The sequence below is a fragment of the Azospirillum sp. TSO5 genome (genome assembly GCF_003116065.1).
In the GTDB taxonomy this organism is placed as follows: Bacteria; Pseudomonadota; Alphaproteobacteria; order Azospirillales; family Azospirillaceae; genus Azospirillum.
Window position 1 is genome coordinate 18,041 of the sequence record NZ_LGQY01000060.1, and the last position, 13,601, is coordinate 31,641.

The window sequence follows — 13,601 nt, forward strand, 5'->3', positions numbered from 1 at the left end:
TAAACCGTCCGTCCCTCAGCCCCGCGCCGCGCGCACCCCGGCGGCCAGCTCGCCGACAAAGCCCAGCACGTCCTCGACCGTGCCCGGCTTGACACCACCGGACGCGTCGATCCCATCGGCCAGACGGGTGACGATGGCGGAGCCGACCACGGCGGCGTCGGCGACGCGGGCGACCTCGGCGGCCTGATCCGGCGTCTTGATGCCGAATCCGACGGCGACCGGCAGGTCGGTGTGGCGCTTCAGCCGGGCGACCGCCGCGTCGATGGCGGTGTTCGACGCGCTGGCGGTGCCGGTGATGCCGGCGATCGACACGTAATAGACGAAGCCCGAGGTGTTGCGCATCACCATGGGCATACGCGCCTCATCCGTCGTCGGCGTCGTCAGGCGGACGAAGCTGACGCCGGCCTTCAGCGCCGGGATGCACAGCTCCTCGTCCTCTTCCGGCGGCAGGTCGACGACGATCAGCCCGTCCACCCCGGCCTCGCGCGCGGCGGCCAGGAAGGGCTCCACCCCATAGGCGTAGATCGGGTTGTAATAGCCCATCAGGATGATCGGCGTGTCGGCATCCTGCTTGCGGAAGCCGCGGACCATCTCCAGCGTCTTGCGCACCGTCATCCCCGCCTTCAGCGCGCGCAGCGAGGAGGCCTGGATCGCCGGGCCGTCCGCCATCGGGTCGGTGAAGGGCATGCCCAGCTCGATCAGGTCGGCACCGGCGGCCGGGAGGCCGTTCAGCACTGCCTGCGACACGGCAGGATCGGGATCGCCGGCGGTGATGAAGGTGACCAGACCGGCGCGCCCCTCCGCCTTCAGCGCTTTGAACCGGCGGGCGATGCGGCCATCGGCCAAGATGTCGGCACTCACAGTTCCACTCCCAGATGCTTGGCGACGGAGAAGATGTCCTTGTCGCCGCGGCCCGACAGGCACAGCACCATCAGGTGGTCCTTGGGCAGTTTCGGTGCGCGCTTGATCACCTCGGCAAGGCCGTGGGCGGATTCCAGCGCCGGGATGATGCCCTCGGTGCGGGCACAGAGCTGGAAGGCGTCCAGCGCCTCCTGATCGGTGGCATAGGCGTATTCGACGCGGCCGACGTCATGCAGCCAGCTGTGTTCCGGCCCGATGCCGGGATAGTCGAGACCGGCGGAAATCGAGTGGCCTTCCAGGATCTGGCCGTCCTCGTCCTGCAGCAGGTAGGTGCGGTTGCCGTGCAGCACGCCCGGACGGCCGCCGTTGATCGAGGCGGCATGGTCGAGCGGCCCCTTCTCGATGCCGCGGCCGGCGGCCTCGACGCCGATCATCTGCACCGACGGGTCGTCGAGGAAGGGGTGGAACAGGCCGATGGCGTTCGATCCGCCGCCGACGCAGGCGACCAGGCTGTCGGGCAGGCGGCCTTCCTGCTCCTGCATCTGGGTGCGCACCTCGTCGCCGATCACCGACTGGAAGTCTCGGACCATGGCGGGATAGGGATGCGGACCGGCGGCGGTGCCGATGATGTAGAAGGTGTCGGTGACGTTGGTGACCCAGTCGCGCAACGCCTCGTTCATCGCGTCCTTCAGCGTGCCGCTGCCAGACGTCACCGGGCGGACCTCTGCCCCCAGCAGCTTCATGCGGAAGACGTTGGGCTGCTGGCGGGCGATGTCGGTCTCGCCCATGTAGATGACGCAGGGCATGTTGTAGAGCGCGCAGACCGTCGCGGTCGCCACGCCATGCTGGCCGGCGCCCGTCTCGGCGATGATGCGGGTCTTGCCCATGCGCCGCGCCAGCAGGATCTGGCCGATGCAGTTGTTGATCTTGTGCGCGCCGGTGTGGTTCAGCTCCTCGCGCTTGAAGTAGATCTTGGCGCCGCCCAGCTGCTCGGTCAGGCGCTCGGCGTAATAGAGCGGGTTGGGCCGGCCGACATACTGCTTCAACTGCTGGCGCATCTCGCCTTCGAAGGCGGGATCGGCGCGCGCCTCGCGATAGGCCTTCTCGACCTCCAGGATCAGCGGCATCAGCGTCTCGGCGACGAAGCGGCCGCCAAAGATTCCGAAATGCCCGCGCTCGTCGGGACCGGAGCGGTAGGTGTTCAGTTTGGTCATCGTCTGCGGCACTGCCTGAAGTCGAAGGGAAGCTGGAGTCAAGTGGGCGGCATCGGGTCCGGACACCGGCCAGGCGCGACACCATACCGGCGGGACGCGCCGATTTGAAGCGCCGGGCCGCGAGCCCCCACGAAATCGACCCGCCCGGATCAGTCTGCATACATGGAGCGGGGCTTTGCAGCGGCAAGGCCGCACCCTTACACTGGTGCCTCCTTTATTGCGGAGCCTTGTTCCGATGACGCAGCGGACGCCGCCGTCGCTTCTCCCCACGGATGTCCAGCCGGTTCCTTGCCGGATTCTGGTGGTGGAGGACAGTCCGCTGAACCAGATGCTGGTCACCGCCATCCTGGCCCAGGCAGGCCACCGGACCGACACCGCCAACAACGGGCTGGAGGCGGTGATGGCGGCGCAGGCCGGCGGCTATGACCTGATCCTGATGGATCTGTCGATGCCGGAAATGGACGGGCTGACCGCCACCCGGCTGCTGCGCGACCTGCCGGGACCGGCCGGCCGGGTTCCGGTGGTCGCCATGACCGCCGACACCGAGGAGGCCGACCGTGTCCGCTGCCAGGATGCCGGCATGAACGATCATGTCGCCAAGCCGGTGGATCGGGTGCTGCTGCTGGAAACCGTGGAGAAGTGGCTGCGGGCGCCGCCGGACCGGTCGGCCGGCTTCGGCCCCTGCGCCCAGGCGGCACCGGCGGCGGAGGGCGAAGTGCTGGACCGCGAGGTGCTGGCCCAGCTGGCCCAGGATCTGGATGCGGAGCTGCTGGCCGACGTGCTGCGGCAGTTCGTGGAGGAGACGCGGGAACGGGTGGCGCGCATCGCCGGGGAGACCGACCGCGCCGTTCTGACGCGCGAAGCGCACACGCTGAAAAGCACCGCCGGGACCTTCGGCGCCCGCGCCCTGTGCAGCGCCGCCCGCGCGCTGGAAATGGCGTGCCGGGCATCCGTTGCGGAACCGAAGGGGGAAAAAGCGGACGGGGCGGCGGACGCGGTGGAGAGGCTGCGCGGCGAGATTCCCCAACTGGCCGGGGACGCCATCGCGGCCTACCGCGCCGCCGGATATCCGGTCTGACTCAGGTCGGACTGTTCACTCGACGACGCTGATGTTCACCGCCGAGTCTTTGCCGTTATTGCCCCGCTCCACCTCGAACTGGACGCGCTGGCCTTCCGACAGGGCATGCAGGCCGGAGCGCTGGACCGCGGTTATGTGAACGAACACGTCCTTCGAACCGGCCTCCGGCGCGATGAAGCCGTACCCCTTGGTGGTGTTGAACCATTTGACGGTGCCGTTTGTCATGGGCCTCCCCCTAGTCACTGCGAAGCGGATCTTTGGCAAACCATGGGTCCGGAATCGCCGGCATCGGCCGCGCCGTGAGGCCTGCCGGGCAAGCGGAACCAAGACATTGTGCGGGGAGGCTAGCCGCATGCTGTGGTTGCGGGCAATTCCATCTCACGGCATAGGTCTAACGACGGCCGACTTCAGAGTGGAATTACGACCAAGGCGGCAAGGCTTGGTCGAAGAGTATTAGCCCGTTTCTTGTATGTCTGCGCGGTGAAGCAAGAAACCCTTGCCGAAATAAAGGCTTAGATCGGATCGCGGAAGATCGGAATCAATCCGGGGCGTGACTCCGATCGGCCAGGGACGCTACAGCTTCCCTTCGGCCTGCCAGGCCAGGCGTTTGCGGTAGATCGTCGAGGCGCTGATCTGCAGCAGGGCGGCGGCGCGCGGGATGTTGCCGTCGCAGGCAGCGATGGCGTCCTCGATGGCGTCCTTCTCCACCTCCCACAGCGGCTTGATCGAGTCCGGGGAGGGCGGGACATGCGGTCGTGGAACCGGAAGGGCGCCGGCCGGCGCGGCGGCGGCATGGACCGAGACCGGCTGCGGTGTGCCGAGGGGCGGCGGCAGCATCTCCGGCATCACCGTGTCGCCGTCATGCAGCACGGCGACGATGCGCACGACGTTCTGCAACTGGCGGACATTGCCCGGCCAGTGGTAATGGCGCAGCGCCTGTTCCGCCTCGGGCGAGAAGCGGGTGAAGGCCTTCTTCTCCTCCTTCGCAAACTCCGCCAGATAGTGGCGGGCGATCTCCAGCACGTCGTCCTCGCGCTCGCGCAATGGCGGCAGGTGGATGGGGATGACGTGCAGGCGATAGTACAGGTCCTCGCGGAACCGCCCCTCCTCCACCTCGCGCAGGGGATCGCGGTTGGTGGCGCAGACGATGCGCAGATCGACCTTCTCCAGCTTCGACCCGCCGACCGGGGTGAAGGTGCCGGTCTGGATGAAGCGCAGCAGCTTGGTCTGCAGGTCGGGCGCCAGTTCGCAGATCTCGTCCAGGAACAGGGTGCCGCCGTCGGCGCGCGCCGCCGCGCCCTCGCGGTCCGACACCGCCCCGGTGAAGCTGCCCTTCACATGGCCGAAGATCTCGCTTTCCATGAGATCCTTCGGGATGGCGCCGCAGTTGATCGCGATGAAGGGGCGCGCGGCGCGCTGGCTCTGGCGGTGGATCGCCTCGGCGCAGACCTCCTTGCCGGTGCCGGATTCGCCGGTGATGAAGACGGTCGCGCGCGAAGAGGCGGCGCTGTCGACGATGCGGTAGACCGCCTGCATCGCCAGCGACGAGCCGATGAAGCCGTGATAGCGGGCGCGGTTCAGGTCCTTCTCGAAGGTGTCGACCAGTTGGGCGAGCCGCAGCCGCTCCATCGCGTTGCGGACCGTCACCACCAGCCGGTCGGCGGAGAAGGGTTTCACCAGGAAATCATAGGCGCCGTAGCGCATCGCCTCCACCGCCGCCTTCACGGAACCGTGGGCGGTGATGACGATGACGGCGCAGGGCAGCGCCTGGGCGTCGATGCGTTTCAGCACCTCCATCCCGTTCATGTCCGGCAGTTGCAGATCCAGCAGCACGACCATCGGCGCGCCGTCGTTCAGCTGTGCCAGCGCGTCGGCCCCGGTCTCCACCGAGATGACGGTATGAGATTCCTTTTTCAGGTATTCCGCATAGACACGGGCCAGCGACGGCGTGTCTTCGATCAGCAGGACGGGAATGGAACCTGGCGGCATGCTGTGGGTGACACGCGAAGGGTGGGGACGGAACAGCTCCTATTGTCTAACAGATAATTCTGAAAATCCCACCCTTACGCGCATGGCCGGCCGCGCGAACACATCGAAATCGCCGCCGGACAGAGTGTGTCGCGGCGCCGCCGCTTGCCGGGGGCGGCGCGATGAACTATCAGCAGCGGGCATGGGGCGTCGGGAAACCGGCGCCTGAATACGGACGGCGGATAGAGGGGGTTCGCCATGGCCGATCACGCCATTCTGGCCGGCAAGCGCGTTCTGCTGGTCATCGCCGGCGGCATCGCCGCCTACAAGAGCCTGGAGCTGATCCGCCGCCTGCGCGAACGCGGCGTGACGGTGCGCGCGGTGCTGACCGAGGCCGGCGCCCGCTTCGTCACCCCGTTGTCGGTACAGGCGCTGACGGAGGATACCGTCTACCGCGACCTGTGGTCGCTGACCGACGAGTCGGAGATGGGCCACATCCGCCTGTCGCGCGAGGCCGACCTGCTGGTGGTGGCGCCGGCCACCGCCAACCTGCTGGCGCGCATGGCCGCCGGCATGGCCGACGATCTGGCCGCCACGGTGCTGCTGGCCACCGACAAGCCGGTGCTGGTCGCCCCGGCGATGAATGTGCGCATGTGGCAGCATGCCGCGACCCAGGCCAACATGGCGCTGCTGGAAAGCCGCGGCGTGCGGCGCATCGGCCCCAACGACGGGGTGATGGCCTGCAACGAATACGGCCCCGGCCGCATGGCCGAGCCGATGGAGATCGTCGACGCCATCGCCGGCTTCTTCGCCGCCGAGGCTCATCGTCCGCTGGCCGGCCGCCGCGCCATCGTCACCAGCGGTCCGACGCACGAGCCGATCGACCCGGTGCGCTACATCGCCAACCGCTCGTCGGGCAAGCAGGGGCACGCCATCGCCGCGGCCCTGGCGGCGCTGGGGGCCGAGGTGACGCTGGTCAGCGGCCCGACCCGGCTGCCCGACCCCGCCGGCTGCCGCGTCGCTCATATCGAGACGGCGCGGGAGATGCTGGCGGCCTGCGAGGCGGCGCTGCCGGCCGACATCGCGGTCTGCGCCGCCGCGGTGGCGGACTGGCGCGTCGATGGTGCCGGTGACCGCAAGCTGAAGAAGGACGGCAGCGGCCCGCCGGCCCTGGCCCTGACCGAGAACCCCGACATCCTCGCCACCCTGTCGCGGCCCGGCGAGCGCCGCCCGGCGCTGGTGGTCGGCTTCGCGGCAGAGACCGGCGACGTGCTGGCCTACGCCACCGCCAAGCGCGCCCGCAAGGGCTGTGACTGGATCGTCGCCAACGACGTCTCCCCCGGCACCGGCACCTTCGGCGGTAGTGACAACACCGTCCACCTGATCCGCGCCGACGGCGTCGAGTCCTGGCCGACCATGCCCAAGGATGCCGTCGCCACCCGGCTGGCCGAGGCGGTGGCGGAGTATTTCAAGGGGAAGTAGCGTCTACTTAGAGCCCCCACTCTGCGGTGCCCCCTCCCCAACCCTCCCTCGCTTACGCGGGAGAGGGAGTCAGGCGCCAAAGCGGCGGAGTTCCCTCTCCCTCGAAGAGGGGGAGGGTTAGGGAGGGGGCATTCGTAAGCCCGGACCTCACCAACCACAGGACCCCCCATGCCCCCCACCGTCGCCTTCCTCCGCCTGCCCGGCAACGACGACCTGCCGCTGCCCTCCTACGCCACCGGGGGAGCCGCCGGGTTCGACCTGCGCGCCGCGGTGCCGGCCGACGCTCCCGTCGTGCTCGATCCCGGCAAGCGGGTGCTGGTGCCGACCGGTTTCGCCGTCGGGCTGCCGGCGGGTTGGGAGATGCAGATCCGGCCGCGTTCCGGGCTGGCGGTGAAGAACGGCGTCACGGTGCTGAACACGCCGGGCACCGTCGATTGCGACTACCGCGGCCCGGTCGGCGTCTGCCTGATCAATCTGGGCGAGGAGCCCTTCACCATCGCCCGCGGCGACCGCATCGCCCAGGCGGTGATCGCCGAGGCGCCGCAGGCGATGCTGGTCGAGGTCGACTCGCTGGACGAGACCGCACGCGGCGCGGGAGGCTTCGGCTCCACCGGCGTCGCCTGACTTCCCCCTCCCCCACCCCGCTTTCTATGGCATGATCGGCAAGCCGATCGGGGCATGATCGGCAAGCCGATCGGGGCATGATCACCTAGCCGGTCGGGGTAGGAACGGCAGCGGGCGAGGGGGTGGGCATGCGGAGTCCCCGGCGGTTCCTGGGGCGGAGCGTGGCGTTCCGCATCCTGGCGGGGTTGACGGTCATCGGCGGATTGGCCGCGGCGACCAGCGTCGTCGCCGTCTCGCTGTTCTCGCGCTTTCACCAGGGATACGAGCAGATCGCCACCGCCAAGGTGCCGGGGCTGGTCGCCGCCGCCCAGTTGGTGCAGCAGAGCGGCGCCGTCGCCGCCATCGCCCCGGCCCTGGTCGCCGCCCCCGACCAGAGCGCGCGCGACGCGGTGATGGCGCGGATGGACGGGCAGCTGGCGCGGCTGGAGGAGCTGACCGCCCGGCTGATCGCTCTTGGAGGCACCGGGGGCGGCACCGGGGGCGGCACCCTGCGCCGTGCCGACCGGGCCGGGAACGGCCACGCCGAGAGCAGCAGGGCCGATCTGGGCGAGCTGGACCGCCGCAAGAACGAACTGGTCGGCACGCTGCTGACCCTGAACGCCCAGGTCCGCCAGCAGCTGTCCCTCAGCGCCGAGACCGGCGCCCGCGCCCAGGCGCTGGCCGCCCTGACCGCCCGGTTGGCGGCGGCCGGCACGCGGGAGGCCGACGCACCCTGGCCGATGGAACTGCGGGCCGGCCTGCCGGACGCCGAGGCCGCGGACCGCAGCCGCGCGGCTCTGGAGCGCTGGCGCCGCGAGATGACCGGAGCGGCGACCACGCTGCTGGCGGCGCTGCGGGCAGAGCAAGACAGCGGCCGCGACGGCCAGCTCGACCGCTTCCGGGCCGACACCCGCGCCGCGCTGGACAATGCCGCCGAGGCGCTGGCCCTGCTGCCGCCCGACCGGGCGGCGCGGCTGGAACCGCTGCAGCGCGAGGTGGCGGAGCAGGCCTTCGGCCCGTCCCCCCTGTTCGCTCTGCGCGAGGCGGAGCTGTCGCTGCAACGGGCGATCAAGCGGTCGGCCGCGCGCAACCAGGCGGTTTCGGACCAGCTGGTCGGCATCGTGTCCGACTATTTCCTGGCGGTGGAGCAGGACGTCGCCCGCCGTTCCGACGAGTTCGAGCGGGTGATCCGCGACGGCAAGCGGGCGGTGATCGCCATGGCGGTGCTGTCGATCCTGGGGGCCGCCGCCATCTTCGCCTACATCCACCGCAACGTGGTGGCGCGGCTGCGCCGGCTGCGCAGCGCCATGCAGGCGGTAGAGACGGCCGACCCGGCAGGGACGTCGGATTCGTTGCCCGATCTGGACCTGCCCGCCGTCACCCCGGCCGGCAGCCGGGCTGAAGACCGGGCCGAAAATTGGGACGAGATCGGCGAGATGGCCCGCGCGCTGGCCTATTTCGTCACCGCCATCCGCGCCCGCGAAAGCGCACTGGCCGAGGGCGAGCGCCGGCTGCGCACCATCCTGGAGCAGAGCCCGGTCGGCGTCTCCATCCGCCGCGCCGACGGCACCGTCGCCTTCGCCAACGCCCGCGCCGCCGAACTGGCCGGCCGGCCGCTGGAGGAATTCGTCGGCAGCCGCCATGCGCCGGCCCTGCCCGCCGGGGCAATCGGTCAGGGCGGCCAGAGCGGCCGGGAACCGGAGAGTGGCGGCGTGCTGGTGCGCGACGCCGAGGCGGCGGTGGTCCGTCCCGACGGCAGCCGGGTCTGGGCGCTGAAGACGCTCCAGCGCACCAGCTTCGAGGGCGAACCGGCGGTGCTGGCCTGGAGCTACGACATCACCGCGCGCAAGCAGGCGGAGGAGGCCCTGCGCGCCGCCAAGGAGCAGGCGGAAATCGCCGCCCGGTCGAAGGCGGAATTCCTGGCGACGATGAGCCACGAAATCCGGACGCCGATGAACGGCGTCCTGGGCATGCTGGAGCTGATGGCGCTGACCCCGCTGGACGAGGAGCAGCGCACGCTGGTCTCCACCATGCGGGACAGCGGGGCGGCGCTGCTGCGGATCATCGACGACATCCTGGACCTGTCGAAGATCGAGGCGGGGAAGCTGGAGCTGGAGGATCTCGACCTGCGCCCGGCCGAGCTGGTGGAGGGCGTCGCCGACCTGCTGGCGCCGCAGGCCCACCAGAAGGGGCTGGCGCTGATCTGCGACATCGACCGCTCGGTGCCGGAGCGGCTGCGCGGCGACTCCGGCCGGCTGCGCCAGATCCTGTTCAACCTGACCGGCAACGCCATCAAGTTCACCGACCGCGGCCGGGTGGTGCTGCGCGTCCATGCCGCCGACCCCACTCAATCCCCACCGGCGCGGCCGGACCATGTCCGCCTGCATGTGGCGGTGGAGGACAGCGGCATCGGCATCGGGCCGGAGGGGCAGGCGCGGCTGTTCCAGCCCTTCAGCCAGGCCGACAGCTCCACCACCCGGCGCTTCGGCGGCACCGGGCTGGGTCTGGCGATCTGCACCCGGCTGGTCGAACGGATGGGCGGGCGGATCGGCGTCGAATCGGCGCCCGGCCGCGGGTCGACCTTCTGGTTCACGGTGGACCTGCCGCGCGCGGCGGAGCCGGCGCCCGGCTCATCACCCGCCCCGGCGCCGCTGGACGGCCTGTCCGTTCTGGTGGTGGACGACGACGAGGTGCAGCGCGCGGTGCTGGCCCGCTATCTGGAGCAAGGCGGCGCGACCGTGACGACCGCCGCCATGATGGCCGATGCCGCATCGAAGCTGGGGCGCGGCGGTTATGGGCTGCTGGTCACCACCACGGCGCTGGCCGGACGGCTGGAGCCGCTGGCCGGCGCCCGCTGTCCCGGCCTGCCACGGCTTCTGCTGGGCGACGGCAGGACAGGCGGCGGTACGGTCGCCTCTCCCCACACGGTTTCGGGGCAGATGTCGGGACTGGTGCAGCCGGTCCACCGCACCGCCCTGATCCGCGCCGCTGCCATCCTGACCGGCCGCAGCGCGCCCGACGCCGCCGGCCCCGCCCTGGAGGCCCCCGGCCTGCCGTCATGTCTGCCGCCGCCGGTTCCTGCCGATCCGGGCCCGATCCTGGTGGCGGAAGACCACCCGACCAACCAGCAGGTCGTGCTGCGCCAGTTGCGCCGGCTGGGCTATGCGGCGGAGCTGACGGCCGATGGCGAGCAGGCGCTGGCGGCATGGCGGCGTGGACTGCACCGGCTGGTCATCACCGACTGCCACATGCCGGCGATGGACGGCTATGAACTGGCCCGCCGCATCCGGGCGGAAGAGGATGGGCAGCGGCACACCCCCATCGTCGCCATGACCGCCAACGCCCTGTCCGGCGAGATGGAACGCTGCCTTGCCGCCGGCATGGACGACTATCTCGCCAAGCCGGTGACGCTGGCCCAGCTCGCGCGCGTGCTCGCCCACTGGCTCGCCCCCCGCGCGGCTCCGGAGCTGCGGACGCCGGAGCCGCAGCCGGAACCGATGGAGGAGGAGGCGCTGCCGGTGCTCGACCTCGACCATGTGCGCGAAACCTTTGGCGGCATGGAAGGGAGCGGGTTGGATGCCGGCACGCTCGACATGATGGATTTCTTCATCGAGACGACGCGGCCGACGCTGGAACGGGTGCGGCAGGCGCTCGACTCCGGCGAGATGGAAGAGGCGCGGGCGGCGGCCCATTCGGCGGCGGGAGCGGCACGGACGGCGGGCGCGCGGGCGCTGGCCGCCGCCTGCAGCGCGCTGGAACGCGCCATCGTCGAAGCGCGCGCGTCGGATGTGGAGCGGCACGCCCGCGCGATGGCCGCCGCCTTCCCGAAGGTCGAAAAGGCGATTCACGCCCTGCGTCACACGAATGAGACGGTGCCCAGCCCGGAAGAGACCATGGCGTAACCGGACGTGCCGGAGCGAAAACTACCTGGGCGGGAAGGAAACCTCGAAAAGGCGCAAAGCGGACGGGTGTTCGCTTGTCGGTGGGAGAGGGCTGAACTACTCTGCGCTTCTTGATTCATTTCGACAGATTCGACCGGGCCAGCGACAAGCCCGGCGGTCCCGGGGGTGAAAAGCGTGGTCGGTCTCGCTGGCTTCTTTTGGAACAAGGAATCCCGGCGCCAAGCCGATCACGCCGCAGCAGACCGTGACCGATGGCGCGCCATGCTGGCCGCCGCGCCGCACCCCTGGTGCGTCTGGACCGACCAGGGCGACAGCGCGTTATCGGACGAAGCCGCGGCCCTTCTGGGCATTGCCAATGCCGACGAGCTGAGCGGTTGCCTGACGGTGCCGGACCTCGGCCCCGCCCTCTCCCGCCTGCGCCGGGACGGCGAGCCCTTCCGCTGCGAGGCGGTGGCGCCCGACGGGCGGCGGCTGGTGCTGACCGGCCGGCGCGGACGGGCGGGCGATACCCATTGCGACGTGGTGTGGATCGAGGATGTGACCGTCGCCCGCGACGCCGCCAGCGATGCCACGCGGCGTCAGGAGCAGGCGACGGGGGCCGCGCGCTCCCGCCTTGCCGAGTTGCAGGCGATGGCCGACGCGCTGCCGGTGCCGGTGTGGATGCGCGACCGCTCGCTGCGGCTGTCCTGGTGCAACCGCGCCTATGCCCGCGCCGTCGACGGCGATCCCGACAGCGTGGTGACGGAGGGGCGAGAGTTGACCGCCACCGGCCGGGCGCTGGCCGAACGGGCGCGCAGCGGCGGCTTCGCCCAGTCCGACCGCGCCCCCGTGGTGATCGGCACCGAACGCCGCCTGCTGGAGGTGACGGAGGCGCCGCTGCCGCTGACCGACGGCGGCGGCACGCTGGTGGTCGGGTATGCCCTCGACCTGACCCCGCTGGAGGAATTGCGCGGCGAGCTGGACCGTCACCTGACCGCCCATGCGGAGGTGCTGGAGCGGCTGGGCACCGCCATCGCCATCTTCGGCCCCGACACCCGCCTGACCTTCTTCAACCAGGCCTATGCCCGGCTGTGGGAGCTGGACGAGGTATGGCTGCGCACCGAACCGACCAACGCCGAACTGCTGGAAGAGCTGCGCGCCCGCCGCCGCCTGCCGGAATATGCCGACTACCAGACCTTCAAGCGCGAGCGGCTGACCCGCTACACCCATCTGGTCGAGCCGGTGGAGGAGATGCTGCACCTGCCGGACGGCACGACGCTGCGCCATCTGGCCGCGCCGCACCCGCAGGGCGGGCTGATCACCATCCTGGAGGACGTGACCAACACGCTGGCGCTGGAATCCTCCTACAACACGCTGATGGCGGTGCAGCAGGAGACGCTGGACAATCTGGCGGAGGGCATCGCCGTGTTCGGCGGCGACGGCCGGCTGAAGCTGTCCAACCCGGCCTTCGCCCGCATCTGGGATCTGGCCGACGGCGACCTGCACGGCGAACCGCACATCGCCGACGTCATCGAACGCATGCGTCCGCTGCTGGAGATGCAGCCGGTGGACAAGATCGCGGAAAAGGGTGCGGACCGGCCGGGCGAGGCCGCCACCTGGGACGCGCTGAAGGAAGAGCTGATCGGCGCCACGCTGGAGCGCAGCGTCCGCTCCGGCCGGGTGGAGCGCAGCGACGGGTCGGTGGTTGAGTTCTCCACCCTGCCGCTGCCCGACGGGGCGGTGCTGAACAGCTATCTGGACGTCACCGACGGCGCCCGGCTGGAGACGGCGCTGCGCGCCTCCAACGCGGCGCTGGAGGCCGCCGACCAGTTGAAGAGCGAGTTCATCGCCAACGTCTCCCACCATCTGCGCACGCCGCTGAACGGCATCATCGGCTTCGCCGAGATGCTGGCGAACCAGTATTTCGGCGAGCTGAACGACCGCCAGATGGAGTATGTGCGCAGCATGCTGACGGCCGGCCAGCGCCTGCTGGAGCTGATCGACGACGTGGTCGACCTGACCAGCCTGGGGGCCGGCGTCACCACGCTGGACCGCGGCGCGGTCAACCTGCCCGACCTGCTCGAGTCGGTGGCCGGCCTGACCCGCGACTGGGCGCGGCGCGAGGGGCTGCGGCTGGAGGTGGTGGCGCCGGAGGCGCTGGGCGAGATGGAGGGCGACGGCAAGCGGCTGAAGCAGGCGCTGTTCACCCTGGTGGTGGGCGCCATCCGCAACCCGCCGTCCGACCGCCGCATCCGCCTGGCCGGAGAGCGGTTGAACGGCAGCATCACCCTATCGGTCAGCGGCGCCGCCGCGCCCGACGCCGACCCGCAGGGGGCCGCGGCGCTGGGCGTGTCGCTGGCCCGCAACGTGGTGGAGCTGCATGGTGGCCGGCTGGAGCTGGACGAGACCGGCGCCGCCGGGGTCTACCGCAGCGCCCATGTCCGCTGCATCATGCCGGTGCGGGCCCCGGTGAACGGGGTGAGGGCAGAGTAGGAGTGTGGACATCTCTGCCGA

At 70.6% G+C, this 13,601-nt stretch carries 9 protein-coding genes; 5 read left to right on the forward strand and 4 right to left on the reverse strand.

Features of this window, described 5'->3' with window-relative positions; genetic code table 11:
• Positions 1-15 precede the first annotated feature (15 nt).
• Together trpA and trpB are read right to left on the reverse strand one after the other, a co-directional pair.
• Positions 16-861 carry a tryptophan synthase subunit alpha gene (trpA, locus tag TSO5_RS17035; protein ID WP_109152667.1) on the reverse strand — a complete coding sequence of 282 codons (846 nt, stop codon included), beginning with the start codon at positions 859-861 and terminating at the stop codon, positions 16-18.
• The gene (trpB, locus tag TSO5_RS17040) at positions 858-2,075 is read right to left on the reverse strand and encodes a tryptophan synthase subunit beta (RefSeq protein ID WP_109152668.1); all 1,218 of its coding nucleotides are present in this window, start codon (positions 2,073-2,075) and stop codon (positions 858-860) included. Before trpB ends, trpA begins: the two co-directional genes overlap by 4 nt.
• A gap of 235 nt (positions 2,076-2,310) precedes the next feature.
• On the opposite strand from trpB, the gene TSO5_RS17045 reads away from it, so the two are divergent.
• Positions 2,311-3,153, forward strand: coding sequence for a response regulator (locus TSO5_RS17045; RefSeq protein ID WP_109152669.1), 843 nt, complete (start codon positions 2,311-2,313; stop codon positions 3,151-3,153).
• Positions 3,154-3,168: 15 nt separating this feature from the next.
• Here TSO5_RS17045 and TSO5_RS17050 read toward each other — a convergent pair whose 3' ends face one another.
• A complete protein-coding gene (locus tag TSO5_RS17050; RefSeq protein ID WP_109152670.1) occupies positions 3,169-3,378 on the reverse strand; it encodes a cold-shock protein in 210 nt (69 codons plus the stop codon).
• A 348-nt stretch (positions 3,379-3,726) separates the two neighbouring features.
• Positions 3,727-5,142 (reverse strand): sigma-54 dependent transcriptional regulator, encoded by a 1,416-nt coding sequence (locus TSO5_RS17055; RefSeq protein ID WP_109152671.1) that lies wholly within the window; start codon positions 5,140-5,142, stop codon positions 3,727-3,729.
• A 237-nt stretch (positions 5,143-5,379) separates the two neighbouring features.
• Between TSO5_RS17055 and coaBC the strand changes: the two genes are divergently transcribed.
• From coaBC to TSO5_RS17075, 4 genes are all read left to right on the forward strand, one after another.
• Positions 5,380-6,603 carry a bifunctional phosphopantothenoylcysteine decarboxylase/phosphopantothenate--cysteine ligase CoaBC gene (gene coaBC / locus TSO5_RS17060; protein ID WP_109152672.1) on the forward strand — a complete coding sequence of 408 codons (1,224 nt, stop codon included), beginning with the start codon at positions 5,380-5,382 and terminating at the stop codon, positions 6,601-6,603.
• 168 nt (positions 6,604-6,771) lie between these two features.
• Positions 6,772-7,227 carry a dUTP diphosphatase gene (gene dut, locus TSO5_RS17065; RefSeq protein ID WP_109152673.1) on the forward strand — a complete coding sequence of 152 codons (456 nt, stop codon included), beginning with the start codon at positions 6,772-6,774 and terminating at the stop codon, positions 7,225-7,227.
• 128 nt (positions 7,228-7,355) lie between these two features.
• Entirely contained in the window at positions 7,356-11,108 is a 3,753-nt protein-coding gene (locus tag TSO5_RS17070; RefSeq protein WP_109152674.1) for a response regulator, read from the forward strand.
• Positions 11,109-11,369: 261 nt separating this feature from the next.
• Positions 11,370-13,580, forward strand: a complete 2,211-nt coding sequence (locus tag TSO5_RS17075) for a PAS domain-containing sensor histidine kinase (RefSeq protein ID WP_247870793.1) — start codon at positions 11,370-11,372, stop codon at positions 13,578-13,580.
• Positions 13,581-13,601: the final 21 nt, after the last annotated feature.